The following is a 24,669-nucleotide window of genomic DNA, read 5'->3' on the forward strand; positions in this document are numbered from 1 at the left end:
GGGGACCGGCCGTCGGTGCCTCAGGTGCCCGGTCAGTGCGTCACGGCCCCCTCGGAGGCCGACCGGACGAGCGCGACGTACTTCGCGAGCACGCCTCGGCGGGCGCGCTCCGGCGGCTGCGGCGCCGACCACTGCGCGCGCCGGCGCTCCAGCTCGTCCTCCTCGACCCCCAGGTCGAGGTGGCCGTTCGCCACGTCGAGGGTGATGGGGTCGCCGTCCTGCACCAGCGCGATCGGGCCGCCCTCGGTCGCCTCGGGCGCGATGTGCCCGACGCACAGCCCGGTGGTGCCGCCGGAGAAGCGCCCGTCGGTGACGAGCAGCACGTCCTTGCCGAGCCCGGCGCCCTTGATGGCCCCGGTGATCGCGAGCATCTCGCGCATCCCCGGGCCACCCCGCGGCCCCTCGTAGCGGATGACCACGACGTCCCCGGCCCCGATCGTGCCGTCCTCGAGGGCGTCCATGGCCGCCCGCTCGCCGTCGAAGACGCGCGCCGTGCCCGCGAAGACGTCGGAGTCGAAGCCGGCCGACTTCACCACCGCGCCGCCGGGCGCCAGCGTCCCGTCGAGGATGGTCAGCCCGCCGGTGGCGTGGATGGGGTTGTCCATGGCCCGCAGCACCGTGCCGTCCAGCGGAGGTGCACCGAGGTCCGCGAGGTTCTCCGCCATGGTCCGCCCGGTCACCGTCAGCACGTCGCCGTGCAGCAGCCCGGCGTCGAGCAGCGCCTGCATGACGACGGGGATGCCACCGATCCGGTCGACGTCGACCATGACGTGCTGCCCGAAGGGCTTGACGTCGGCCAGGTGGGGGACCTTCGCGCCGATGCGCCGGAAGTCGTCCAGGCTCAGCTCGACCTCCGCCTCGTTGGCGATGGCCAGCAGGTGCAGCACCGCGTTCGTGGAGCCCCCGAAGGCCATCGTCACCGCGATGGCGTTCTCGAAGGCCTCCCGGGTGAGGATCTGCCGGGCGGTGATGCCCTGGCGGAGCATCCCGACGACGGCCTCGCCGCTGCGGCGGGCGAAGCCGTCCCGGCGCCGGTCGGTCGCCGGCGGGGCCGCGGACCCGGGCAACGACATACCCAGCGCCTCGGCCGCGGCCGCCATGGTGTTGGCGGTGTACATCCCGCCGCAGGCGCCCTCACCCGGGCAGATCGCCCGCTCGATGGCGTCGACGTCCTCGCGCGACATGAGCCCGCGCGAGCACGCCCCGACCGCCTCGAAGGCGTCGATGATCGTGACCTCCTTCTCCGAGCCGTCGGAGAGGCGGGCCCGACCGGGCAGGATCGACCCGGCGTAGACGAAGACGGAGGCCAGGTCGAGGCGCGCGGCGGCCATGAGCATCCCGGGCAGCGACTTGTCGCAGCCCGCGAGCAGCACCGAGCCGTCCAGCCGCTCGGCCGACATCACCGTCTCGACCGAGTCCGCGATGACCTCGCGGGAGACGAGGGAGTAGTGCATGCCCTCGTGCCCCATGGAGATGCCGTCCGACACCGAGATGGTGCCGAACTCCAGCGGGTAGCCGGAGGCGGCGTGGACGCCGTCCTTGACCGCCTGGGCGAGCCGCTCGAGCGAGAGGTTGCACGGGGTGATCTCGTTCCAGCTGCTGGCGACGCCGATCTGCGGCTTCACCCAGTCCTCGTCGCCCATCCCGACGGCGCGGAGCATGCCGCGCGCGGCGGTCTTCTCCAGGCCGTCGGTGACGTCCCGTGAGCGGGGCTTGACGTCGACCTCAGCCACGGGCGGCCGAGCCCTCGACGTAGTCGCTGTCCGCCTCGTGGCCCTTGACCCAGGCCATCATCCCGCGCAGCTCGCGGCCCACGCCCTCGATCGGGTGCTCGGCGCCCTTCGCGCGCAGCTGCTCGAACTCCGGGCGTCCGTGGTCCTGGTCGTCGATGAAGCGCTGGGCGAAGGCGCCGTTGCGCACGTCCTCGAGGACCGCCTGCATGTTCTCCTTGACGCGGGGGTCGATGACGCGGGGGCCGGAGACGTAGTCGCCGTACTCCGCGGTGTCGGAGACCGACCAGCGCTGCTTGGCGATGCCGCCCTCGTACATGAGGTCGACGATGAGCTTGAGCTCGTGGAGGCACTCGAAGTAGGCGACCTCGGGCTGGTAGCCGGCCTCGGTGAGGGTCTCGAAGCCGTACTGCACCAGCTGGCTCATCCCGCCGCAGAGCACCGCCTGCTCGCCGAAGAGGTCGGTCTCGGTCTCCTCGGTGAAGGTCGTCTCGATGCCGCCGGCGCGCAGGCCACCGATGGCCGAGGCGTAGGACAGCGCGAGGGCCTTGGCCTGGCCCGAGGCGTCCTGCTCGACGGCGACGAGCACCGGAACCCCACGGCCGTCGACGTACTCGCGGCGGACGAGGTGGCCCGGGCCCTTCGGGGCGACCATGCACACGTCCACGCCGGCCGGGGGCTCGATGTAGCCGAACCGGATGTTGAAGCCGTGGCTGAAGAAGAGGGCGTCGCCGTCCTTGAGGTTCGGCTCGATCGCGTCGCGGTAGACGAGGCGCTGCACGTGGTCGGGCACGAGCACCATGACGAGGTCGGCCTCGGCGCAGGCCTGCGCCGGGGTGAGGACCCGCAGGCCCTCCGCCTCCGCCTTGGCCCGGCTGGAGCTGCCCTCGGCGAGCCCGACGCGGACGTCGACCCCCGAGTCGCGCAGCGACAGCGCGTGCGCGTGCCCCTGGCTGCCGTAGCCGAGCACGGCCACCTTGCGGGACTGGATCAGCGAGAGGTCGGCGTCGTCGTCGTAGTACATCGTGGCCATGGGGTGGGTGTCTCCTGTGGGTTCGGTGTGGGTATGCCGTCGGACCGGTCGTCCGGTGGCCTGGTGCGGCCGGAGCACGCGTCCGGTGCGTCCGGAGCACGCGTCCGGTGCGTCCGGAGCACGCGTCCGGTGCGGGTCAGAAGGCGGCGGCGGCCATGGCGCCGACGGGGCGCGGGCCGTTGTCGTTGATCTGCCACAGCTTGCTGCGGATGGCGTCGGCGTCCTCGAGCTCCTCGATGTGGATCACCTCGACCAGCTTGTCCAGCTGGCTGGTGACCTTGTGCAGCTGCTCGGCGCTGACGTTGACGACGATCGTCATCCGGCTGACCTTGTTGTCCTCGGTCGGGCCGACGACCAGGTGGTCGATGTTGAAGTTGCGCCGGGCGAAGAGGACCGAGACCCGGGCGAGGACGCCCGGGTTGTTCTCGACCAGGACGGACAGGGCGTGACGGGTGCGAGCTGCGTCGCTCATGGTGGTGCCTTTCGTGGGGGTCTGCCGGGGGGTGTGCGGTCGGTAGGCGGGGGCCGGGGTGGGGAGCCCGGGGTCACGAGGAGGGTAGTCGGAGAGCAGGGTCACTCGTCCTCCCCGAAGTCGGGTCGCACGTCGCGCGCGTGCTGGACGTCGTCGTTGCTCGTGCCGGCGGCGACCATGGGCCAGACCATGGCGTCCTGGCTGACCCGGAAGTCGACGACCACCGGCTGGTCGTCGACCTCCATCGCCCGCTCGATGGTGGCGTCCACGTCCTCGGCGCGCTCGCAGCGCAGCCCGACGCACCCGTATGCCGTCGCCAGCGTGGCGAAGTCCGGCACCTGCATCGAGGGCAGCTGGGAGTGGCTGAAGCGCTCGGAGTAGAACAGCGCCTGCCACTGCTTGACCATGCCGAGGGCGGCGTTGTTGATGATGGCCACCTTGATGGGGATGCCCTCGACCGAGCAGGTCGCGAGCTCCTGGTTGGTCATCTGGAAGCAACCGTCCCCGTCGATCGCCCAGACGGTGGCCTCGGGCCTGCCGACCTTGGCCCCCATGGCGGCGGGCACGGCATACCCCATGGTGCCGAGCCCACCGGAGTTGAGCCAGCGGCGGGGCTCGTCGTAGGTGATGAACTGGCTGGCCCACATCTGGTGCTGGCCGACGCCGGCGGCGAAGACGGTGTCCGGTCCGGAGAGCGCGCCGAGCCGCTCGATGACCAGCTGCGGGGCGAGCGCACCGTCGGAGGGGGTGTCGTAGCCCAGCGGGTAGCGCTCCTTCCACGAGCGGCACCGCCGCACCCACGCCTCGTGCTGCGGGGCCGCGCCGGCGGCGGTGCGCCGGGTCCACTCCGTGAGCAGCTGGCCGATGGTCCCCCGCGCGTCGCCGACGAGGCCGACCGCCGCGGGGAAGTTCTTGCCGATCTCCGCGGCGTCGATGTCGGCGTGCACGATCGTCGCGTCCGGGGCGAAGGTGTGCTTGGCGCCGGTCACCCGGTCGTCGAAGCGCGCACCCAGGCTGATGATGAGGTCGGACTTCTGCAGGGTCGCCACGCCGGAGACGCTGCCGTGCATCCCGGGCATCCCCATGTGCTGGGGGTGGCTGTCGGGGAAGACGCCCCGGGCCATGAGGGTGGTGACGACCGGGAAGCCGGTGACCTCGGCCAGCTGCAGGACCTCCTGCGCGGCGTTGGACCGCAGGCAGCCGCCGCCGACGTAGAGCACCGGCCGCCGGTGGGTGAGCATCAGCTCGACGGCGTCCCGGACCGCCTCGGGCGTGGGGCTGGTCGGCGTCCGGTAGCCCGGCATCGGCAGCTGCAGCAGGGTCTCGTCGGCCAGCGCGACCAGGGCGTCCTTGCTGACGTCGACCAGCACCGGGCCAGGGCGCCCGGTGGAGGCGATGTGGAAGGCCGAGGCGACGGTGGCGGCGATCTCGTCGGGGTTGGTGACGAGGAACGAGTGCTTGGTCACCGGCATGGAGATCGACCGGATGTCCGCCTCCTGGAAGGCGTCCGAGCCCATCGCCGTGCTCGCGACGTTGCCGGTGATGGCGACCATCGGCACGGAGTCCATGTTGGCGTCCGCCAGGGCCGTGACGAGGTTGGTCGCCCCCGGGCCGGAGGTGGCCAGGCACACGCCCACCTTGCCGGTGGCAGCGGCATACCCCTGGGCGGCGTGGCCGGCGCCCTGCTCGTGCCGGACCAGGATGTGCCGGACCTTGGCGCCGTAGAGGGCGTCGTAGAGCGGCAGCACCGCTCCCCCGGGCAGGCCGAAGACGTGCTCGACACCCAGGCGCTCGAGGGTCGCGACGAGGGCCTCGGCGCCGGTGCGTCGCGTGGTGCCGGTGGACCGTCCACCGGTGTCACCGGGGGCGGTGGCGGTCGCACCGTCGGAGATGTGGGTCGCGGTCATGTGCGGGTCTTCCTGACGTCCGGGAGGTGGGGCGGTGGCAACAAAAAACCCCTCGGCCCGGTCGGGCTGGCGAGGGGAGGACGCGTCGATGGCGAGGATCGGCCGGCGGCGCGTCCCTAGGTAATAAGTACGAGAGCGGAGAACTGCATGGGGACATACAACCCCGGCCCATGCCGTCGCGTCAACCCCGGCGTGCCATTCGGGCGCACTCGACCCTCGGCGACAGTTCTCGATATATCGTTGACATGTCGAGACAGGTCGCGTTATTCTTCTGGTCGAGACACCAGACGACTGGTCGAGACACCAGACGACTGGTCGAGACACCAGACGACACCCACACCCCAGGAGGGCACTCATGACATCTCGACACGGCTCCGGAGGCTTCGGCTCCTTCGAGGACCAGATCTTCGGCCCGGGCGGGCTCCTCGGCCAGGTCTTCGGACCGCAGGGCGGCCCGTTCGGTCCGGGCGGCGGCCCCCAGGGCTTCGGGCGCAAGGGCGGGTTCTTCGGCCCCCAGGGCGGCCCGGCCGGGCCGGGCCCGCGCCGCGCACGCCGCGGCGACGTCCGCAACGCGGTGCTGCACCTGCTGCGGCGCGAGCCCATGAACGGCTACCAGCTCATGCAGGAGATCGAGCAGAGCTCCGGCGGCGCCTGGCGGCCCAGCTCCGGGGCGATCTACCCGGCGCTGGCGCTGCTCGAGGACGAAGGGCTCGTCAGCCAGACCGAGGTCGACGGGCGCCGCGCCTACGAGCTCACCGAGGCCGGTCGCGCGGCCGCCGAGGACCTCCCGCCCCAGGGCTGGACCGGTGGCGAGGAGCCGGATGACCCGTGGGCGCAGGACCGCGCCTCCGGCCGGGGCCGGGGTCCCGGCCACGGCGGGCACCGGGACCGCCACCACTCCTCCCGTGGGCCCTGGAGCGAGCGCCGCGGCAGCGCGGGGACCCTGTGGAAGGCCCTGGGCAGCGTGGCGATGGCGACCCAGGCCGTCGGCCAGTCCGGCCAGGACGAGCTCAACCAGCAGGCCGCCGAGCTGCTCGACCGCGCACGGCGCGACCTCTACCGCATGCTCGCCGAGGCCGAGGTGGCCCGTGACGAGTTCGACGAGGAGCGCGCCGAGGAGGAGATCGCCGAGGGCGAGATCGTCGAGGACTGACCGGGCAACCGCGAGCGAAGCGAGCCTGGTTGCCCGGAGCGGAGAGGGCGAGCGAGCGTAGCGAGCTCCGTGCCGTGGCCGGTGGGGGGAACCCGGGGGCGCAGCCCCCGGGCGTGGGCATAGTGTGGCCTCATGGCCGATCACTATGACGTTGTTGTCCTGGGCGCCGGTCCCGGCGGGTATGTCGCGGCGATCCGCGCGTCCCAGCTGGGCAGATCAGTCGCCGTCGTGGAGAAGAAGTACTGGGGCGGTGTCTGCCTCAACGTCGGGTGCATCCCGAGCAAGGCGCTGATCCGCAACGCCGAGATCGCGCACCTGCTGGCGCACGACAAGAAGAAGTACGGCATCGAGGGCGACGCCACCATGTCCTACGGGCCGACGTTCCAGCGCTCCCGGTCGGTGAGCAGCGGCATCGTCAAGGGCGTGCACTACCTCATGAAGAAGAACAAGATCACCGAGGTGGACGGCTGGGGGACGCTCACCTCGGCGACGTCCATGGACGTCAAGGACGACGAGGGAAGCACCAGCCAGCTCACCTTCGACAACCTCATCGTGGCCACCGGGTCGGTCACCAAGATGCTGCCCGGGGTGGAGGTCAGCAAGAACGTCGTGACCTACGAGGAGCAGATCCTCGACGAGGAGCTGCCGGGGTCCATCGTCATCGCCGGCTCCGGCGCCATCGGCGTGGAGTTCGCCTACGTCATGGCCAACTTCGGCGTCGAGGTCACCATCGTCGAGTACCTCGACCGGATCGTGCCGCTCGAGGAGCCGGAGATCTCCAAGGCGCTGGCCAAGGAGTACAAGAAGCTCGGCATCACGATGATGACCAGCACCAAGGTCGACAACGTCGAGGACACCGGTGACGGCGTCAAGGTCACCGTCACCCCGGCCGACGGCGGCGACTCGCAGACCCTGGAGGCGGACAAGCTGCTCTCCGCCATCGGCTTCGCCCCCCGGGTCGAGGGCTTCGGGCTGGAGAGCACGGGGGTCGAGCTCACCGAGCGCGGCGCCATCGCCATCGACGACTACATGCGGACCAACGTCGACGGCGTCTACGCCATCGGCGACGTGACCGCCAAGCTCATGCTGGCGCACACCGCCGAGTCGCAGGGCATCGTGGCCGCCGAGACCCTCGCGGGCGCGGAGACCATGCCGCTGGACTACACCTTCATCCCGCGGGCGACCTACTGCCACCCGCAGATCGCCTCGATGGGCCTCACCGAGCAGGCGGCCAAGGACGCCGGCCACGAGGTGAAGACCGCGCAGTTCCCCTTCTCCGCCAACGGCAAGGCCATGGGCCTGGGCGACGGCATCGGCTTCGTCAAGGTCGTCGCGGACGCGAAGTACAACGAGATCCTCGGCGCCCACCTCATCGGCCCGGACGTCACCGAGCTGCTGCCGATCCTCAACCTGGCGCAGACCTGGGACCTCACCGCCGACGAGATGTCGCGCACCGTCTTCGCCCACCCGACCCTGGGCGAGGCCGTCAAGGAGGCCGTGCACGGCATCGCCGGGCACATGATCAACCTCTGACCACGCGCTGAGCGGCGCCGTGGCTGCCCGCTGGAGCATCGGCCGCGCCGCCGTGCTCGTCGCCGGACTGACCGGCGTCTCCACCCTGCTCGGCTTTGTCCGGGACGCCGTCATCGCGGCCGTCTACGGCGCCGGGCCGCAGCTGGACGCCTACTTCGTCGCGCTCGGCCTGGCCAACATCGTCCTGGGGCTGCTCGGCACGTCCCTCACCCGGGCCTCCACCCCGGTGCTCGCGCGCGAGGCCGACGGCGAGCAGGAGTGCCCGGGGCACCGGACCTTCGACGTCGTCCTCACCCTCGCCGTGGTGGGCATCGGCGCCCTGAGCGTCGCCCTGGGGCTCGCCGCCGCGCCGGTGTCCCGGGTGCTGGCCCCGGGCCTGGACGGCGAGGCGGCCGACCTGCTCGTGCTGCTCACCCGGATCGTCCTGGTGACGACGGTGCTGGTCGCCGCGACCGACCTGCTCGTGGCCCTGGCCCAGGCGCACGGCGTCTTCAGCTGGGGAGCCCTGCAGGGGGTGCCCTTCAACCTCGTCATGATCGCCGCCGCCGGGCTGCTGGGCCCGCGCATCGGGGTGGTCGCCCTGGCGGTGGGCTTCGTGGTCGGATCGCTCGCGCGGCTGGCCCTGCAGCTGGTCCCCGTCGCGCAGCACCGCTGGCCGGTCCGGCCCCGCCTCGACCCGCGCTCGCCCGGGGTGCGCGAGATCGGCTGGCTGCTGCCCCCGCTGCTCGTCGGCCAGGCCATGCTCAACGTCAACACCATCGTCGACCGCGCCGTGGCGTCCACCGTGGGCGAGGGGGCGGTGACCGCCGTCTTCCTCGGCTGGCGGCTGGTCAACCTGCCGGAGACGCTCGTCGTGGCGGCGCTCGTCGCCCCGCTCTACCCCGCGATGGCCGCGGCGGCGGGGGCGGAGGACCGGGAGCGGCTGCGGGCCCTGGTGCACCGGGGGCTCGCGGTCTCGCTGACCCTCCTCGCGCCCGTCGCGGTGGCCCTGCTGGCCGCGCCGCAGCAGGTCGTCACCCTCGCCTTCGGCAGGGGGGCCTTCGACGAGCGCGCGGTGCAGGTCACCGCGGTGGCGGTCGTGTGCTTCCTGCCCGGGCTGCTGGCGCTGGCCTGCCGGCAGGTCCTCGTCAGCGCCTGCTACGCCGTCGGCGACACCCGCGGGCCGGTGGCCGTCGGTGTGCTGGCGATGGTCGTCAACGTCGTCGGGGACCTCACGCTCGCCCCGCTGCTCGGCGTGGCCGGGATCGTCCTGGCGACGTCGGCCTCGCTGCTGGTGGCCGCCGGGCTCACCGGCTGGCTCGCGGCCCGGCGGCACGGGCTGGTCCCCGCCCGGAGCACGCTGCCGCTGCTAGGCCGCACCGCGGTCGCGGGCCTCGGCGCGGCCCTGGTCACGGGGTATGCCGTGCGGCTGGCGGGCCTGGAGCCGGCCTGGGCGGGCGCCGGGCTGAGCCTCGTGGTCGCGGCCGTGACCTACCAGCTCGCCCTCGCCGTGCTCCGTGCCCCCGAGCGCTACGTCGCCCTCCAGGTGGTGCGCCAGGTGCGCCGCCGGTGACCGCTCGACGGTCGGGCCGACGGCGGCCACGGACGCGTCGGGCTCGGCAGCAGCACCGACCTTGCCGGCCACCAGGTGCAGCGCCGGCCCGGGGTCGCTGAGCGCCGCCACGCTGTGCCGGGCCCGGGTCGCCCACCACAGGGTGGCCGTCAGGTCCGCCGCCACTCCCCCGCGCCGCTCCTGACGAGCGCGCCGCAGGTCACCGGCCAGCCACTGGTAGCGCACCCCGGGGCGGCCCTCGCCGAGCCGGGGCACGGACGCGCCCGTCGTCGCCCGCAGGCCGGCGTCCACCAGGCCCGGACGCGCGCGCTCGCTGAGGGCCAGGGAGCCGAAGAACCGGCCGTTGAGGTCGATGAGACGGTGCTCGCCGTCGGCACCCACGAGGAACTGCAGCTCGACCAGCCCCGTCCACCCCAGGTGGCGCAGCAGCTCCTCGCAGCGATCGGCCAGGACGGCGTCGACCGGGACCGTGCGCGCCCGCGCCGACGCCCCCGACGGGGTGGGGAACAACCGTGGGGAGACCTGCTGCACCCTCCCCAGCAGATCCCCCTCGTGCATGACGCCGATGACCGCGGCCAGGTGACCGTCGACCGGCTCCTGCAGGATCGGCTGGTCCTGCGACCCCTCGAAGGCGCGCAGGTGCTCCTCGAGCTGCTGCCGGGTCGAGCACACCCGCGTCTCGATGCGGTGGGTGCGACTCTGCTGGGGCGACCAGTGCCAGCGGTTCTTCACCACGACCGGCAGGGCGACGTCCGCCCTCGCCCCGGGCAGCAGGGTCGAGGTCGCCGGCGTGCCCAGGCCGACCCGGGTCGCCAGCTCGGCCAGGACGAGCTTGTCGGTCGCCGCGCCGACGACCGACGACGCGGGATGCGCCACCGGGGTGTCGAGGAGGTCGCGGTGGTGGGTGAGGGCCGCCATCCAGTCGTCGCCGGAGCCGACGACGACGGCATACCCTCCCTCGCGGGTCGCGCGGCGCACGCCGGCGACGAAGGCCGCGGGGTCACCCGTGGGTCGGGGCACCAGGTGGGTGCGGGTGACGGACCGGGAGGAGCCCACCAGGCCGGCACCGGGTCGCGAGGACCCCACGCCGACCCGCCAGCCCGCGCGGCGCAGCGCCCGCGCGGCGGTCACGGCGCCACGGTCACGTGTGTGCGCGAGGATGAGCACCGACGCGGCAGGGCTCCCGGCGGTGGACATGTGCAGACCCTATGCGCCCGCCGGCCTCATCGGGGGGAGAATCGCCGCCGCCGGCCGAGGGGGGATATCCCCCTCCCGGATCCGGGAGCCTGCCCCGTCGTCCCGTCGCCGCTCCCCCGGCAGGCTGGACCCATGAACGAGAACACCGCCTCCACCCCCGCTCCCGACCTCCCACCCATCCTCCCGCAGCCCCGTCCGCAGCAGGACGGGGAGCACCGCTCCTCCGCGCTCGACGGCGTGTACGCCGCGCTGCGCCGCCTCCCCGCCCGCCGCACGGACGACGCGGTGCTGGGCGGCGTGTGCGCCACCGTGGCCGACCGCCTCGGCGTCGCGCCGATCGCTGTCCGCGCCGCCGCCGCCGTCGTCGCCCTCCTGGGTGGCGTGGGCGTCGGGATCTACCTCATCGCCTGGACGCTCCTGCCCGACCCCGCCGGGCGCACCCACCTCGAGGGCGGCCTGCGGGACGGTCGGGGCCGGTCCCTGCTCGTCCTCGCCCTCGGGGCGTTCGCCGCGCTGGGGGTGCTCGGCGGCGGCCTGTCCTTCCTCGCCGCGATCCTGCCCGAGCTCGTCGGGGTGGCCGCGCTGGCCGCCCTGGGCTACTGGGCGTGGACCCGCGCGCACCGTCGCCGGCCGCGCGAGGACGCCACCCGCTGACCGGGGCAGGGACTCCCCGCCAGCAGCGGTGGCCGCGCCGGCCCGGCCCCTCGGGGCGGGCCGGCGCGCTCGTGCGCGCCCGACACGGCGCTCAGGCGTCGGCCAGCTCCTCCCGCAGCCGGAGCAGCTGGTCGACCAGGGCCTCGGTCTCGGCGAGGACCCGGTCCCCCCACTGCTGCGCCCGGTCCATCCGGGCCGCGACCTCCGTGGAGTCCACCATCCGCCAGCCCGGGGACGGCGAGGGGAAGCCGCTCAGGTCGGGCAGCGGCAGGTCAGGCAGCTCCGAGCCCTCGACCTCCTCGCGCAGCCGTAGGACGGCCTCGTCCGCCGCGGCGACCTGGCGACGCAGCTCGCCCAGCCCGTCGGACCAGAAGGCGGCGCCGTGCACGTCGGTCGCCATCGCCGAGGCCTCCATCCCGGCCGCGACCACGGGGATCCGGGCGCTGATCCGTCGCAGCACGGGGACGAGCGCCCGGGCCTGCGGCAGCAGCACCTCGACGTCGGCGCGCCGGGCGATGGCCTGCTGGCGCCGCTCGGCCCAGGTGACGATCTGCTCCTCCGGAGGCGGACCGGGACTCCCCCGCACCCCGGGCCGGGGCGTCCCGGCCCGGGCCGCGAGCACGAGGTCGGCGAGCGCCTCCTGGTAGGGCGTCTCGGTGTCCCCCAGCGCCGCGAGGTCGCCGTCGAGCTGGTCGGCCTCCAGGGCGAGGGTCGCGAGGCGGGCGCGGACCTCCTCCACCCGCTCGGCCGCCTCCTGCGCCTCGGCCAGCTCGCGCTGCCGCCGCTCGTCGAGCGATCCGTCGAGGGAGGCGATCCACCGATGCGGACCCTGGCGGTCCAGCCGGTCGACGTCTCCCTGATGGGCGTCGCGGAGCCGGGTGCGCTCGGCCAGCAGCGCCCGGTCACGGTCGAGCCGAGGCTGCAGCCGCTCCCGGGACAGCCGTAGGCGGCGGGAGCGGGCCCGCAGGTCCTCCAGCTCCAGCACCCGCTCGCGCAGCTGCTCGGCGTCCACGGCTCAGGCCTGGACCGGCCGGACCTGCGAGAGCTGCCGGGCGGCCAGCAGGCAGAGCACCCCGCCGAAGGCGCTGAGCACCAGTCCCGGCCCCGGCATCCACCCCTGGAGACCCACGAGGCGCAGGAGATGCACCACCTGCCAGAGCGGGAGCCCCAGGGCCACGACCGCGCACACCACCGACTGGGCGACGACGAGGCCGCGCAGCCGGACGGCCGGCACCATCCCGCCGGCGAGCGCGAGGAGCCCGGCGTAGAACACCCACAGACCCGCGCCGACGGCGCCGCTCACCGGACCGGCATACGTGTAGACCCAGGGCAGGAAGCCGCCGAGGACCATCATCCCCGCGGCGAGGAGCAGCCGGCCCTGGCCCGGGGCGCGTCGGGAGCGCATGAGCGGCACTGTATGCCACGTCCCCCCGCTGGGGTGGCCCGCGCGCCGGCCCGGCGGGCGGGTCCGCGACCGGCCACGGGAGGGGCGGTGCCACTCGTCGCCGCCACCTCGCCGCTCGCCGCACCGGCGGCACCGTTCGGCGCACCACCGCCGCGCGCTCCTTGCCGCCCCGTCACGGCCTGCTGTTCGGTAGGCCTGCTGGCCACATCCGTCCTGCAGAGCAAGGAGGCTCCATGCTTGACGTCGACCAACGACGTGAGTACTGGCGGCGCAACGTCCGCCTGATGTCGGTCCTGCTGGTGATCTGGGCCCTGGTGTCCTTCGGCGCCGGCATCCTCTTCGTCGACCTGCTCAACACCGTGAGCATCTTCGGCATACCGCTCGGGTTCTGGTTCGCCCAGCAGGGGTCCATCATCGTCTTCGTCCTGCTCATCGCCTTCTACGTGTGGCGCATGGACAAGCTGGACGCGGAGTTCGGCATCACCGAGTACGAGCAGGAGGTGCATCACCAGTGAGCCCCATCCAGGCCTGGACGCTCGTCTTCGTCGTCCTCACGTTCGGTTTCTACATCTGGATCGCCTACCGCAGCCGGGTCTCCGACACGGCCGGGTTCTACGTGGCCGGCGGCGGCATCCCCGCGCCGGCCAACGGTGCGGCGGTCGCCGCCGACTGGATGAGCGCCGCGTCGTTCATCTCGATGGCCGGGCTCATCGCCTTCAGCCAGAACGGCTACGCCGGCTCGGTCTTCCTCATGGGCTGGACCGGCGGCTACGTGCTGCTGGCGCTCCTGCTGGCGCCCTACCTGCGCAAGTTCGGCAAGTACACCGTGCCCGACTTCGTCGGCGACCGCTACAACGAGACCGCCCGCCTGGTCTCGGTGGTCTGCGCTCTGGTCGTGTCGTTCGTCTACGTCGCCGGGCAGATGGCCGGGGTGGGCGTGGTCTTCCAGCGCTTCCTCGGCGTCGACCGCACCTGGGGCGTCGTCATCGGCATGGCCATCGTCTTCCTCTACGCCGTGCTCGGTGGCATGAAGGGCATCACCTGGACCCAGGTCGCGCAGTACTCCGTGCTCATCATCGCCTACATCATCCCCGCGGTGGCGATCTCGCTGCAGCTGTCCGGCAACCCCTTCCCGCAGATCGGCTTCGGGCAGATCCTCGGCGAGCTGGACGGCCTGCAGCAGGACCTCGGGCTGGCGGCCTACACCGAGGCCTTCACCCAGACCTCCATGGTCAACATGCTCCTCATCACCGCCGCCCTGATGTTCGGGACCGCGGGGCTGCCGCACGTCATCGTCCGCTTCTACACCGCCAAGTCGGTGCGGGCCGCGCGCTACTCGGCGCTGTGGGCGCTGTTCTTCATCTCGCTGCTCTACACGATCGCCCCGGCGGTCGGCGCGTTCAGCAAGTACAACGTGCTGACCCAGATCCCGGGCAGCGCGATCGGTGACACCCCGGCGTGGTTCAACACCTGGAGCGACGTCGGGCTCATCACCGTCACCGACCTCAACGGCAACGGGGTCATCGACGTCGCCGGGGCGATCGGCGAGGGCACCGAGCTGGCGATCAACAACGACATCGTCGTGCTCGCGGCCCCGGAGATCGCCGGCCTGCCGGCGCCCATCGTCGGCCTGGTCGCGGCCGGCGGTCTGGCGGCGGCGCTGTCCACCGCCTCGGGTCTGCTCCTGGTCATCTCCAGCTCGGTGGCCAACGACATCTACTGGAAGAAGATCAACCCGCGGGCCACCGACGCCCAGCAGCTGCGCGTCGGCCGGATCGCCATGGCCGCCGCCATCCTCGTCGCGGGCTACCTCGGCATCAACCCGCCCGGGTTCGTGGCCGAGGTGGTCGCCCTCGCGTTCGGTCTGGCCGCCGCCTCCTTCTTCCCGATCCTCTTCCTGGGGATCTTCTGGAAGAAGGCGACCGCCACGGCCGCCGCGACCGGTATGGCGGTCGGGTTGAGCGTCACGCTGCTGTACCAGCTGTGGACTCTGCCGACCTTCTTCGGCAACGAGCCGATCCTGGGCATCCCCGCGACCGGCATCGGGACGATCGGCATGATCCTCAACCTCCTCACCATCGTCGTCGTCTCGCGCTTCACCAAGGAGCCCAGCGAGCTGATGCAGCAGGTGGTGGAGGACGTCCGCTACCCGGGCCGCTCGGAGCTGGTGGCCGCCCACGCGGAGGGCCACCTCAGCGAGTACGCCGAGGAGCACCACCTCGACGACGACCGCTGAACGACCGCCGAGGCACCACCCACCGGCCGCCCGACCTGCCCCTGCAGGACGGGCGGCCGGTCCGCGTGCCGCACCGGACGCGCGGTGGGGACGCACCGGACGCGCGGTGGGGACGCACCGGACGCGCGGTGGGGACGGAACCGGGGAGGGTGACGTGGCGTCATACGCCTGACCGACGCACCGCCCGGGCTCGCGCACCGCGGGCCCCCTCCCAGGAATCGAGTCGCCATGACACCGTCGTCTGGCCGCCGCACCGCCCTCGCCGCCTCCCTGCTCGCCCTGCCGCTGGCGCTGGGGGCCTGCACCCCGGCCGACGTCGTCGCCCCGCCGCGTGCGGGGGCCGCCGAGCTCACCGACTTCGGCTCCTGCGAGGAGCTGCTGGACTACGTCCAGGAGCACGCGCTCGAGCGGGTCGGGCCGTGGGGGCTCGGTACCGGTGCCGGGTGGTTCGGGCCGGACCTCGCGAGGGAGGAGTCCGGAGCCGCCGACAGCTCGGTGGGGGGTGGCGACGGGACGGGCAGCGCCGTGGAGGGGCAGGACTTCTCCGGCACCAACAACCAGGAGCAGGGCGTGGAGGAGCCCGACGTCGTGCAGACCGACGGGGAGATCCTCGTGACGACCCGGGGTGGCCGGCTGGTCGTCGTCGACGTCGCGACCCGCACCCAGGTCGGCTCGCTGCGGCTCCCGGGGCGCGACCTCGGGTCGGACGCGGAGCTCCTGCTGGACCGCGCCACCGGGCAGGTCCTGGTGCTCACCCGCGAGTGGCCGCAGCAGGTCGCGCCGATGCCGACCCCCGACGCCGCGGACGGGCTGACCTCCTTCCCCGCGTTCGAGGCCACCCGGACCGTCGTCACCCTCGTCGACGTCTCGGACCCGACGGAGCCGAGCGCCGGCGGCACGCTCCGGCTGGAGGGCGACTACCGCTCGGCACGGATGCAGGACGGCACCGCCCGGGTCGTCATGGTCACCCCACCCCCCGGGCTGGCGTTCGTCCAGCCGCGCACCGGGAGCCTCGTCGCCGAGGAGGAGGCCGAGCAGGTCAACCGCGACATCATCCGGGCCTCGACGCTGGACGACTGGCTGCCCCACGTCCAGACCGTCCAGGGCACCCGCTCCGACGGGGCCCGGCTCGCGGTGCCCTGCGAGGACGTGGCCCGGCCGCCGGAGTTCTCCGGGCTCACCACCATGTCGGTGCTCACCGTCGACCTGGCGCAGGACGAGCTCGAGATCACCTCCGCCGGTGGGCTCATCGCCTCCGGCTCCACGGTGTATGCCTCGACCGACCGCCTCGTCGTGGCGACCAGCCCGTGGGAGGCCTGGTCCTCCGCCGCCGGCGACGGGCCGGACACGCTCCCCCGGGGTGGCGGGGCAGCGGCCACCACCGCCCTGCACACCTTCGACCTCACCGCCCCGGACTCGACCGCCCACGTGGCCTCGGGGAGCGTGCCGGGCCGTCTGCTCGGCCAGTTCAGCCTGGACGAGGACGGGGGGAGGATCCGGGTCGCCACGACCATGGACGGCTCGGGCAGCACCCCGTCCAGCAGCTCGCTGGTGGTGCTCGCCGAGGAGGGGGACCGGCTGGTCGAGCAGGGGCGCGTCGACGGCCTCGGCGAGACCGAGCAGATCTACGCGGTGCGCTACCTGTCCGCCGACACCGCGGCGGTGGTGACCTTCCGGCAGACCGACCCGCTCTACCTGCTCGACACCTCCGACCCCGCCGAGCCCCGGGTCACCGGCGAGCTGAAGATCCCCGGCTACTCGGCATACCTCCACCCGGTGGGCGAGGACCTGCTGCTCGGCGTCGGCCAGGACGCGACCGACGACGGGCGGACGACGGGGCTGCAGGTCTCGCTGTTCGACATCTCCGACCCGTCCGCCCCGACCCAGGTCGCGAAGCAGACGTGGGCGGACCACTGGTCCGCCGCGGAGCACGACCACCGGGCCTTCACGTGGTGGCCGCGGACCGGGCAGCTCTTCCTGCCCGCCGAGGCGTGGACCGAGACCTCGCAGTGGACCGGCGTCGTCTCGGCCGGTGTCGACGCCGGCGCCCTGGCCCAGGGCCCGCGGCTGCAGCTGGGCGGCGACTCCGGCGTGACCGGGGACCACGCCCGCCGCACCCTGGTCGTCGACGACCACCTCTGGGTCCTGGGCGAGAGCACCCTGCACGTGGCCGACCTCACGACCCTGGAGCCGGTGAGCACCATCGACCTCGGAGCCTGAGCATGGTGGTGCAGGAACGGTGCTGCGCACGGGTCGTCCTGGCGACCACCGTGCAGCACCGTTCCTGCACCATCCTGCTCGTCCACAGGGCGGAGGCTGCTCGCTGCGCGGGCCCGGCGCGCCGCGGCAGCATGGTCGCATGGCACCGCAGCACCCGCCCTTCCCCGACGTCGCCGGCCAGCGCGGGCTCGCGACCGTCGGGCAGCTGCGGGGCGCGGGGTGGACGCCGGCGCAGATCCGGCACCGACGCTCGACGGTATGGCGCATGCCCTACCCGCGCGTCGTGTCCCCCCACCGTGGGCCGCTGGGCCCCGAGGCGCTCCTCACGGCCACGGCGCTGTGGGCGGGTGAGGACGCGGTGCTGACCGGCCTGGTCGCCCTCCGCGAGCACGGGGTCCGGACGCCGCCGCGGCAGGTCGCGACCTTCCTCGTGCCGGCCACGGCCCGGGCGCGGGAGCACGACGGGGCCAGGGCCGTCCGGACCACCCGGCTCCCCGACCCCGCGAGGCGCGATGGCCCGCTGGCGGTGGCACCGCCCGCGCGGGCGCTGGTGGACGCCGTGTGCCTGGAGCGGGTGCCGCCGCCCGAGCAGGAGGCGTTGGCCATCGCGATCCTGCAGCGCGGGCTCGCCGCGCCGGCGGAGCTGGACGCCGAGCTGTGGCAGCGCCCGGGGGTGCAGGTGCAGCGGGTGCGCGCCGGGCTGGAGGCCTTCACCGGGGGCGCCTGGTCCCGCCCGGAGGCGGTCCTGCGCCGCCTATGGGACCGACGGCCGGACCTGCCCGTGCTGCTGACCAACTGCCGGCTCGTGCACGCCCGGACCGGCCGCTTCCTCGCCTGCCCGGACGGCTGGATGCCCACGATGGGAGCGGCTCTGCAGGTGCACTCGCGGCAGTACCACCAGGGCGTCGACGACCGGGGCGGTGACCGGTGGGCCGCGACCGTCGAGAAGGACTCCGTCCTGGTGGCCGCCGGGGCGAGGGTGCTCGGCGTGACCCCGTGGACCCTGCACGCCCGACCCCGGAGCTTCCTCGCCAGGGTGGACGAGCTGGTCGCGTTGGGCCCCGCGTCGCCGATGCCGGACGTGCGGGTCGTCGAGCGGCGGGGCTGACCCCGGTGGTGCACGAACGGTGCTGCGGACCGGTCGCCCTGGCGACCACCCTGCAGCACCATTTCTGCACCACCCCCGGTTTCGTGGCGAGCGACGAGGTGACCCGGCTCTGCACCGCAGCGGGCGGCATACCGAAGGATTGAACCAAGGGACCATCTCCGCTGCAGATCTTGCGGGAGAGGCGTGCTCGGACGGCCTGCGCCCGCATTGACTTCGTGGTGACCGGCCTGTAGAACAGGACGCATGACGAGCCGCTCCCGCCGAATGCGCCGCTGCTGAGCCCACCCCTCGCAGCCGACGCGCCGCGGACGACCCTTCTCCGCCCCGTCCCTCCCGCTGCTGAGGCGGGCTCAGCAGAGTGACCAGCACCCTGCCACCCCCCAGCGAGAGACGAGACCTCCCTTGAGCACCTACAGCGACTTCGCCACCCGGCAGATCCACGCCGGCCAGACCCCCGACACCCAGACCGGCGCGCGCGCCCTGCCGATCTACCAGACCACCTCCTACGTCTTCGACGACGCCGACCAGGCAGCCGACCGGTTCGCCCTGGCCGAGCTCGGGCCGATCTACACCCGCATCACCAACCCCACCACCGAGACGGTCGAGAACCGCATCGCCGACCTCGAGGGCGGCGTCGGTGCCCTGCTCGTGGCCTCCGGCTCCTCGGCCGTCACCCTGTCGCTGCTCAACGTCGCCGGCGCCGGCGACCACATCGTCTCCTCCCCCAGCCTCTACGGCGGCACCCAGAACCTCTTCGCGCGCACCCTGCCCCGCCTGGGGATCGAGGTGACCTTCGTCGAGGACCCGGCCGACCCCGAGGCGTGGCGGGCCGCCGCGCGCCCGGAGACCAAGGCGTTCTTCGGCGAGACGATCGCCAACCCCAGCAGCGACGTGCTCGACCTGCGCGCGGTCGCCGACGTCGCGCACGAGGTGGGCGTGCCCCTCGTCGTGGACAACACGGTCGCCACGCCCTACCTCTGCCGCCCGATCGAGCACGGCGCCGACGTCGTCGTGCACTCGGCGACGAAGTTCCTCGGCGGCCACGGCACCTCCATCGCCGGGGTCATCGTCGACGCCGGCCGCTTCGACTACGGCCGCGGCGGGAGGTTCCCCGGCTTCACCGAGCCCGACCCGTCCTACCAGGGTCTGGTGTATGCCGAGGCGCTGGGCGAGGGCGGCCTGCTCGGCGCCAACGTCTCCTACATCATCAAGGCGCGGGTCCAGCTGCTGCGCGACCTCGGGCCGGCGGTGTCGCCGTTCAACGCCTTCCTCATCGCCCAGGGGCTGGAGACGCTGTCGCTGCGCATCGAGCGGCACGTCGCCAACGCGCAGCGGGTGGCGCAGTGGCTGGAGGCGCACGACCAGGTGGCCACGGTGGCCTACGCCGGCCTGCCCGGCCACCCCTCGCACCGGCGGGCGCAGACGTACCTGCCCGGCGGTGCGGGTGCCGTCCTCGCCTTCGAGATCGAGGGCGGAGCCCCCGCCGGGCGCGCCTTCGTCTCGGCCCTGGAGCTGCACAGCCACGTCGCCAACATCGGCGACGTCCGCTCGCTGGTCATCCACCCCGCCAGCACCACCCACTCCCAGCTCACCCCGGAGGCCCAGCGGGCCGCGGGCGTGACCCCCGGGCTGGTGCGGCTCTCGGTCGGCATCGAGGGCATCGAGGACATCCTCGCCGACCTCGACCGGGGCTTCGCCGCCGCGGCCGCCGCGGCCCGCGGCACCGAGGCGGCCTGACATGGCCACCGTGCCCCTCGAGGAGCACCCTCCCCGCTCCCGGCGACGGACCCAGCCGGTCGGCCCGCTCGCGCTGGAGTCCGGGGAGATCCTCGAGGACGTCCGGGTCACCTACCAGACCTGGGGCCGCCTCGCCGCCGACGGCAGCAACGCCGTCCTGGTGCTGCACGCGCTGACCGGCGACAGCCACGTCGTCGGGGAGCAGGGGCCGGGTCAGCCGACGTCCGGCTGGTGGCCGGGCCTCATCGGTCCGGGATGCCCGATCGACACCGACGAGTGGTTCGTCGTCGCACCCTCCGTCCTGGGCGGCTGCGGCGGCACCACCGGGCCGTCCTCGGCCGCGCCGGACGGCCGGCCCTACGGCAGCTCCTTCCCCCGTGTCACCGTGCGCGACCAGGTGCACGCGGAGGCCCTGCTGGCCGACCGCCTCGGCATCGACAGCTTCGCGCTCGTCGTGGGCGGTTCCGTGGGCGGGATGCGCTCGCTGGAGTGGGCCACCACCTTCCCGGACCGGGTGCGACGGTGCGTCGTCCTCGCCGCCAGCGCCGTGGCGAGCGCCGACCAGATCGCCTGGTCGGTGCCGCAGCTGCACGCCATCCGCCTCGACCCGGGCTTCCACGGCGGCGACTACTACCCCGGACCGGGACCCCGCGCCGGGCTGGAGATCGCCCGCCAGATCGCGCACACGACATACCGCTCCGCGGCGGAGCTGGCGCTGCGCTTCGGTTGCGGGGCGCAGGACGGGGAGGACGCGCTGCGCGGCGGCCGGTATGCCGTGCAGTCCTATCTCGAGCACCACGGCAAGAAGCTCGTGCGCCGGTTCGACGCCAACGCCTACCTCGTCCTCACCGAGGCGATGAACAGCCACGACATCGGGCGGGGGCGCGGTGGCGTCGCGGCCGCGCTGCAGCGGATCACCGCGGAGCTCACCGTCGGCGTCGTGAGCAGCGACCGGCTCTTCACGCCGGCCGACGGGGAGGTCGTCGCGTCCGCGCCGACCTGCCGGGAGCTCGCGGTCATCGACAGCCCCTACGGCCACGACGCCTTCCTTGTGGAGACCGAGCAGGTCTTCGGGATCATCGCGCGAGCCCTCCGAGGTGGGGAGCCGGCGGCTCCGACCGTGCCCGCCACGCGGTCGGAGCTGCCGAGACTGGCCGGTACCGGCCTCTGGTGACGGTCGGGCCGCACCGGGCGCGGCGCGACCACGCGTCCGGTGCGGCCTGACCACGCGTCCGGTGCCGCCTGACCACGCGTCCGGTGCCGCCTGACCACGCGTCCGGTGGGGGGTGAGGGGACGGTGGGGGTGAGGGGACGGCGGGGTCAGGGGACGGGGGGTGAGGGGACGGGGGATGAGGGGACGGTGGGGGGTCTGGTGATCCGGTGGTGGGGCCTGACGAGGGCCGGCCGGGAACCGACCGCGCGTCGTTGACGTCTACGTCATAGGATCGAGGGTCACAGGGGAAAGGAGCCCGACATGCCCGACTGGCTACGCGACTCTCCGCAGTGGCTCTGGTGGATCGGCGCCGCACTGGCGTTCGGCATCGTCGAGATGACCACCCTCGACCTGCTCTTCCTCATGCTGGCGCTCGGCGCGCTCGTGGCCGGCATCGTCGCCGGGGCGATCGGTGTCGGTCTCATCTGGCAGGTGCTGATCTTCGCCGTGGCCTCCGGCCTCTTCGTCTTCGCCCTGCGCCCGGTGGCCCTGCGCCACCTGCGTCTGGAGGGCAAGGGCGGCAAGATCCTCATGGAGGGCAACATCGGCCAGACCGCCACCGTGCTGGAGCCGGTCTCCGACCGGGACGGCCTCGTCAAGCTGCGCGGCGAGAGCTGGACCGCCCGGGCCGAGCTGGAGGGGCAGACCTTCGCCGAGGGCGACCTCGTCACGGTGGTGCGCATCGACGGGGCGACCGCAGTGGTCGCCGCCGCGCCCCCGGAGGACAAGCCCTTCGACCTCGAGCCGCCACGCGACTGACCGCGGCGCGGCACCGCATACCTCAGCATCACCCAACCAAGGAGAAGCTAGATGGATCCCATCAACGTCATCGTCTGGGCCGTCGTCCTCCTGCTCGCGCTCTTCGTCGTCGTGGCCGTGGCCAGGGCGATCCGGATCGTGCCGCAGGCGACGAGCGTCATCGTGGAGCGGCTCGGCAAGTACGACCGCACCCTGGACGCCGGCCTGCACTTCCTCGTGCCATTCATCGACCGGCCCCGCTCGGTGGTCGACCTGCGTGAGCAGGTCGTGAGCTTCCCGCCGCAGCCGGTCATCACCAGCGACAACCTGGTCGTGTCCATCGACACCGTCATCTACTTCCAGCCCACCGACCCCAAGGCGGCGACCTACGAGATCGCCAACTACATCCAGGGCATCGAGCAGCTCACCGTCACCACGCTGCGCAATGTCATCGGCTCGCTCGACCTGGAGCAGACGCTGACCAGCCGCGACATGATCAACGGCCAGCTGCGCGGGGTGCTGGACGAGGCGACGGGCCGCTGGGGCATCCGGGTCAACCGGGTCGAGCTCAAGGCCATCGACCCGCCCGCCAGCGTGCAGGACTCGATGGAGAAGCAGATGCGCGCCGAGCGCGACCGCCGCGCGGCCATCCTCAACGCCGAGGGCGTGAAGCAGAGCCAGATCCTCACCGCCGAGGGTGAGAAGCAGGCGCAGATCCTCAAGGCCGAGGGCACCGCGCAGTCGGCCATCCTCGAGTCCCAGGGTGAGGCGCGCGCCATCCTGCAGGTCTTCGACGCCATCCACAAGGGCAACCCGGACAGCAAGCTGCTGGCCTACCAGTACCTCCAGATGCTGCCCGAGATCGCCAAGGGCGACTCCAACCAGATGTGGGTCGTGCCCACCGAGCTCACCGCCGCGCTGTCGGGCATCGGCAACGCGCTGGGCGGCGGACGCCCCGGTGACGCGGCCGCGCTGGACGCCCCCTCCCAGGGCCTACGCTCCGACGCCGGCGACCTGGGCCTGGACGACATGGACACCCCGACCCTGGAGGACCCCCGCGAGGCGCTGCGGCGGGCCCGTGAGGAGGCCGAGGGCGCGACCCGCGACGCCGAGACGTCCAACCGCGGTCGGTCCAAGGAGGACGCCGACCGGGCGGTCGCCGAGGCCGCCGAGAAGGCCAAGCGTGCTGCGGCGATGACCGCTGAGCAGCAGAGCACGGGTGGGGGTGAGGGCCAGGGCCGGCTGGGTGAGCTGGAGCAGCCGGAGCAGGTCGCCCCCGACCTGGGCCAGCAGGCCGGTCAGAGCCAGGGGCAGTCCGCCGAGCAGCCCGACCGTGAGGCGCAGCCCTGGGACCGCGCCGAGGGCGAGGGCCAGCCCTGGCGGCGCGAGGAGAGCTGAGCACGCGGCGCTGACCACGCAGCGCTGAGCGCCGACGCCGCCGGTCCCGACCGGCGGGGCGCGACGAGCGGGGCACGACACCTGGTGTCGTGCCCCGCTCGTAGTCTGTGGCCCATGTGGATCCGCGACGTACGCCCCTGGGGCGGCCCGACCAGTGACGTCCGGCTCGAGGGCGGGCTGGTCGCCGAGGTGCGACCTCGGGACGACGAGGCCGACCGGCCGGCCGGTGCCCGGCACCCCGGGGCCGCGGGCGAGGAGGAGCTCGAGGGACGCGGTCGGCTGCTGCTCCCGTCCTTCAGCGACGTCCACGTGCACCTCGACTCGACCCGGCTGGGGCTGCCGTTCCGGCCGCACACCGGTGGTCCCGGGGTGTGGACGATGATGCTCAACGACCGGGCGCACTGGCGGGACGCCGAGGTCGGCGTCGTCGGACGGGCGACGCACACGCTGGGCCTCATGATCGCCCGCGGGGCCACCCGGGTGCGGTCGTTCGCGCAGGTCGACGTGGACTGCGGGCTGGAGCGGCTGGAGGCGGTCCTCGCCGCCCGCGAGACCCACCGCGACCGGGCCGAGGTGCAGGTCATCGCCTTCCCGCAGGCCGGGCTGCTGCGCGAGGAGGGGTCGGCCCGGGTGCTGGAGGACGCCCTGCGCGCCGGCGCGGACGTCGTGGGCGGCATCGACCCGTGCAGCCTGGACCGCGACCCGGTCCGTCACCTCGACCTCGTCTTCGACCTCGCGCAGCGGTATGCCGTGCCCGTCGACATCCACCTGCACGAGCCCGGTGACCTGGGCCGCTTCTCCGCCGACCTGGTCTGCGAGCGCACCGCGGCCCTGGGGATGCAGGGGGACGTGCTCATCTCGCACGGCTACGGCCTGTGGGACGGCACCGAGTCCCAGACGCAGGGCCTCGTCGAGCGCCTGGCCGAGCTCGACATCGCCACCGCCACGGTCGCGCCGGGTGGCCGGCAGACGCTGCCGCTCGCCCGGCTCGCCGAGGCCGGCGTCCGGGTCGGGCTCGGTCAGGACGGCCAGCGCGACTACTGGTCGCCCTACGGCAACGGCGACCTGCTCGACCGCACCTGGCAGCTCGCCTTCACCCACGGCTTCCGGGCCGACGAGCTCGTCGAGCACGCGCTGGCGGTGGCCACCCGTGGCGGCGCCAGCATCATGGACCGCGAGCTGCCCCGGCTGGCGGGCACCGCCGACCGGCCCGGGCTGGCGCCCGGCGACCGGGCCGACCTCGTGCTCGTCGCGGGCGAGACCCCGACGTCCGTGGTGATGGACCGGCCGCAGGACCGCACCGTCCTGCACCGCGGCCGGGTCGTCGCCGACGGGCTCACCCTGACCTGACCCCGCCCCCGGGCCGCACCCCGTCCGGAGGCA

The 24,669-nt window shown here is 73.5% G+C and carries 19 protein-coding genes; 13 read left to right on the plus strand and 6 right to left on the minus strand.

From position 1 onward, the window contains the following. Window positions 1-32 precede the first annotated feature (32 nt). The 4 genes from ilvD to AVL62_RS02180 form a co-directional block, all read right to left on the minus strand. Window positions 33-1,733 (minus strand): dihydroxy-acid dehydratase, encoded by a 1,701-nt coding sequence (gene ilvD / locus AVL62_RS02165; protein ID WP_058890045.1) that lies wholly within the window; start codon window positions 1,731-1,733, stop codon window positions 33-35. Beyond that, window positions 1,726-2,763, minus strand: coding sequence for a ketol-acid reductoisomerase (ilvC, locus tag AVL62_RS02170; protein WP_058890046.1), 1,038 nt, complete (start codon window positions 2,761-2,763; stop codon window positions 1,726-1,728). The genes ilvD and ilvC overlap by 8 nt, the downstream gene beginning before the upstream one ends. A gap of 136 nt (window positions 2,764-2,899) precedes the next feature. Further along, complete coding sequence (gene ilvN / locus AVL62_RS02175) at window positions 2,900-3,235, minus strand: acetolactate synthase small subunit (protein WP_083518616.1); 336 nt, start codon at window positions 3,233-3,235, stop codon at window positions 2,900-2,902. A gap of 101 nt (window positions 3,236-3,336) precedes the next feature. After that, entirely contained in the window at window positions 3,337-5,142 is a 1,806-nt protein-coding gene (locus AVL62_RS02180) for an acetolactate synthase large subunit (RefSeq protein WP_201023172.1), read from the minus strand. A 355-nt stretch (window positions 5,143-5,497) separates the two neighbouring features. Between AVL62_RS02180 and AVL62_RS17445 the strand changes: the two genes are divergently transcribed. From AVL62_RS17445 to AVL62_RS02205, 4 genes are all read left to right on the plus strand, one after another. Next, window positions 5,498-6,295 (plus strand): PadR family transcriptional regulator, encoded by a 798-nt coding sequence (locus AVL62_RS17445; protein ID WP_058890048.1) that lies wholly within the window; start codon window positions 5,498-5,500, stop codon window positions 6,293-6,295. Window positions 6,296-6,427: 132 nt separating this feature from the next. After that, window positions 6,428-7,828 carry a dihydrolipoyl dehydrogenase gene (gene lpdA / locus AVL62_RS02190; RefSeq protein WP_058890049.1) on the plus strand — a complete coding sequence of 467 codons (1,401 nt, stop codon included), beginning with the start codon at window positions 6,428-6,430 and terminating at the stop codon, window positions 7,826-7,828. Between the two features lie 19 nt (window positions 7,829-7,847). Then, on the plus strand, window positions 7,848-9,380 hold the full coding sequence (murJ, locus tag AVL62_RS02195; protein ID WP_058890050.1) for a murein biosynthesis integral membrane protein MurJ: 1,533 nt from the start codon (window positions 7,848-7,850) through the stop codon (window positions 9,378-9,380). Window positions 9,381-10,709: 1,329 nt separating this feature from the next. Then, the gene (locus AVL62_RS02205) at window positions 10,710-11,231 is read left to right on the plus strand and encodes a PspC domain-containing protein (protein ID WP_058890051.1); all 522 of its coding nucleotides are present in this window, start codon (window positions 10,710-10,712) and stop codon (window positions 11,229-11,231) included. Between the two features lie 91 nt (window positions 11,232-11,322). Here the strand turns inward: AVL62_RS02205 and AVL62_RS02210 are convergent, their stop codons facing one another. Next, window positions 11,323-12,243, minus strand: a complete 921-nt coding sequence (locus AVL62_RS02210) for a hypothetical protein (protein WP_058890052.1) — start codon at window positions 12,241-12,243, stop codon at window positions 11,323-11,325. Between the two features lie 3 nt (window positions 12,244-12,246). Continuing rightward, window positions 12,247-12,636 carry a hypothetical protein gene (locus AVL62_RS02215; RefSeq protein ID WP_083518617.1) on the minus strand — a complete coding sequence of 130 codons (390 nt, stop codon included), beginning with the start codon at window positions 12,634-12,636 and terminating at the stop codon, window positions 12,247-12,249. Between the two features lie 233 nt (window positions 12,637-12,869). Between AVL62_RS02215 and AVL62_RS02220 the strand changes: the two genes are divergently transcribed. From AVL62_RS02220 to AVL62_RS02260, 9 genes are all read left to right on the plus strand, one after another. Beyond that, on the plus strand, window positions 12,870-13,151 hold the full coding sequence (locus tag AVL62_RS02220; RefSeq protein ID WP_058890053.1) for a DUF4212 domain-containing protein: 282 nt from the start codon (window positions 12,870-12,872) through the stop codon (window positions 13,149-13,151). Further along, window positions 13,148-14,872 carry a sodium:solute symporter family protein gene (locus AVL62_RS02225; protein WP_058890054.1) on the plus strand — a complete coding sequence of 575 codons (1,725 nt, stop codon included), beginning with the start codon at window positions 13,148-13,150 and terminating at the stop codon, window positions 14,870-14,872. Before AVL62_RS02220 ends, AVL62_RS02225 begins: the two co-directional genes overlap by 4 nt. A gap of 228 nt (window positions 14,873-15,100) precedes the next feature. Further along, window positions 15,101-17,092 (plus strand): beta-propeller domain-containing protein, encoded by a 1,992-nt coding sequence (locus AVL62_RS02230; protein ID WP_058890055.1) that lies wholly within the window; start codon window positions 15,101-15,103, stop codon window positions 17,090-17,092. 139 nt (window positions 17,093-17,231) lie between these two features. After that, window positions 17,232-18,200: a hypothetical protein gene (locus AVL62_RS02235; RefSeq protein ID WP_058890056.1), complete on the plus strand. Its 969-nt coding sequence runs from the start codon at window positions 17,232-17,234 to the stop codon at window positions 18,198-18,200. Window positions 18,201-18,602: 402 nt separating this feature from the next. After that, a complete protein-coding gene (locus AVL62_RS02240) occupies window positions 18,603-19,937 on the plus strand; it encodes a bifunctional o-acetylhomoserine/o-acetylserine sulfhydrylase (protein ID WP_058890057.1) in 1,335 nt (444 codons plus the stop codon). Between the two features lies 1 nt (window position 19,938). Next, complete coding sequence (gene metX, locus AVL62_RS02245; RefSeq protein ID WP_235585466.1) at window positions 19,939-21,111, plus strand: homoserine O-acetyltransferase MetX; 1,173 nt, start codon at window positions 19,939-19,941, stop codon at window positions 21,109-21,111. 300 nt (window positions 21,112-21,411) lie between these two features. Beyond that, a complete protein-coding gene (locus AVL62_RS02250; protein WP_058890058.1) occupies window positions 21,412-21,909 on the plus strand; it encodes an NfeD family protein in 498 nt (165 codons plus the stop codon). A 51-nt stretch (window positions 21,910-21,960) separates the two neighbouring features. Continuing rightward, window positions 21,961-23,286 carry an SPFH domain-containing protein gene (locus AVL62_RS02255; protein ID WP_058890059.1) on the plus strand — a complete coding sequence of 442 codons (1,326 nt, stop codon included), beginning with the start codon at window positions 21,961-21,963 and terminating at the stop codon, window positions 23,284-23,286. A gap of 114 nt (window positions 23,287-23,400) precedes the next feature. Next, entirely contained in the window at window positions 23,401-24,636 is a 1,236-nt protein-coding gene (locus AVL62_RS02260; RefSeq protein ID WP_058890060.1) for an amidohydrolase family protein, read from the plus strand. The last annotated feature ends 33 nt before the right edge of the window (window positions 24,637-24,669 follow it).

This window comes from Serinicoccus chungangensis (genome assembly GCF_001483745.1).
Taxonomy (GTDB): Bacteria; Actinomycetota; Actinomycetes; order Actinomycetales; family Dermatophilaceae; genus Ornithinicoccus; species Ornithinicoccus chungangensis_A.

Bases quoted from the DNA above. Each gene is read 5' to 3' on its own strand.
- AVL62_RS17445 (WP_058890048.1), top strand. From the start codon at position 5,498: ATGACATCTCGACACGGCTCCGGAGGCTTCGGCTCCTTCGAGGACCAG.
- AVL62_RS02260 (WP_058890060.1), top strand. From the start codon at position 23,401: ATGTGGATCCGCGACGTACGCCCCTGGGGCGGCCCGACCAGTGACGTC.
- AVL62_RS02230 (WP_058890055.1), top strand. From the start codon at position 15,101: ATGACACCGTCGTCTGGCCGCCGCACCGCCCTCGCCGCCTCCCTGCTC.
- AVL62_RS02180 (WP_201023172.1), bottom strand. From the start codon at position 5,142: ATGACCGCGACCCACATCTCCGACGGTGCGACCGCCACCGCCCCCGGT.
- ilvN (WP_083518616.1), bottom strand. From the start codon at position 3,235: ATGAGCGACGCAGCTCGCACCCGTCACGCCCTGTCCGTCCTGGTCGAG.
- lpdA (WP_058890049.1), top strand. From the start codon at position 6,428: ATGGCCGATCACTATGACGTTGTTGTCCTGGGCGCCGGTCCCGGCGGG.
- ilvC (WP_058890046.1), bottom strand. From the start codon at position 2,763: ATGGCCACGATGTACTACGACGACGACGCCGACCTCTCGCTGATCCAG.
- AVL62_RS02220 (WP_058890053.1), top strand. From the start codon at position 12,870: ATGCTTGACGTCGACCAACGACGTGAGTACTGGCGGCGCAACGTCCGC.
- AVL62_RS02235 (WP_058890056.1), top strand. From the start codon at position 17,232: ATGGCACCGCAGCACCCGCCCTTCCCCGACGTCGCCGGCCAGCGCGGG.
- AVL62_RS02215 (WP_083518617.1), bottom strand. From the start codon at position 12,636: ATGCGCTCCCGACGCGCCCCGGGCCAGGGCCGGCTGCTCCTCGCCGCG.
- metX (WP_235585466.1), top strand. From the start codon at position 19,939: ATGGCCACCGTGCCCCTCGAGGAGCACCCTCCCCGCTCCCGGCGACGG.
- AVL62_RS02250 (WP_058890058.1), top strand. From the start codon at position 21,412: ATGCCCGACTGGCTACGCGACTCTCCGCAGTGGCTCTGGTGGATCGGC.
- AVL62_RS02205 (WP_058890051.1), top strand. From the start codon at position 10,710: ATGAACGAGAACACCGCCTCCACCCCCGCTCCCGACCTCCCACCCATC.
- AVL62_RS02255 (WP_058890059.1), top strand. From the start codon at position 21,961: ATGGATCCCATCAACGTCATCGTCTGGGCCGTCGTCCTCCTGCTCGCG.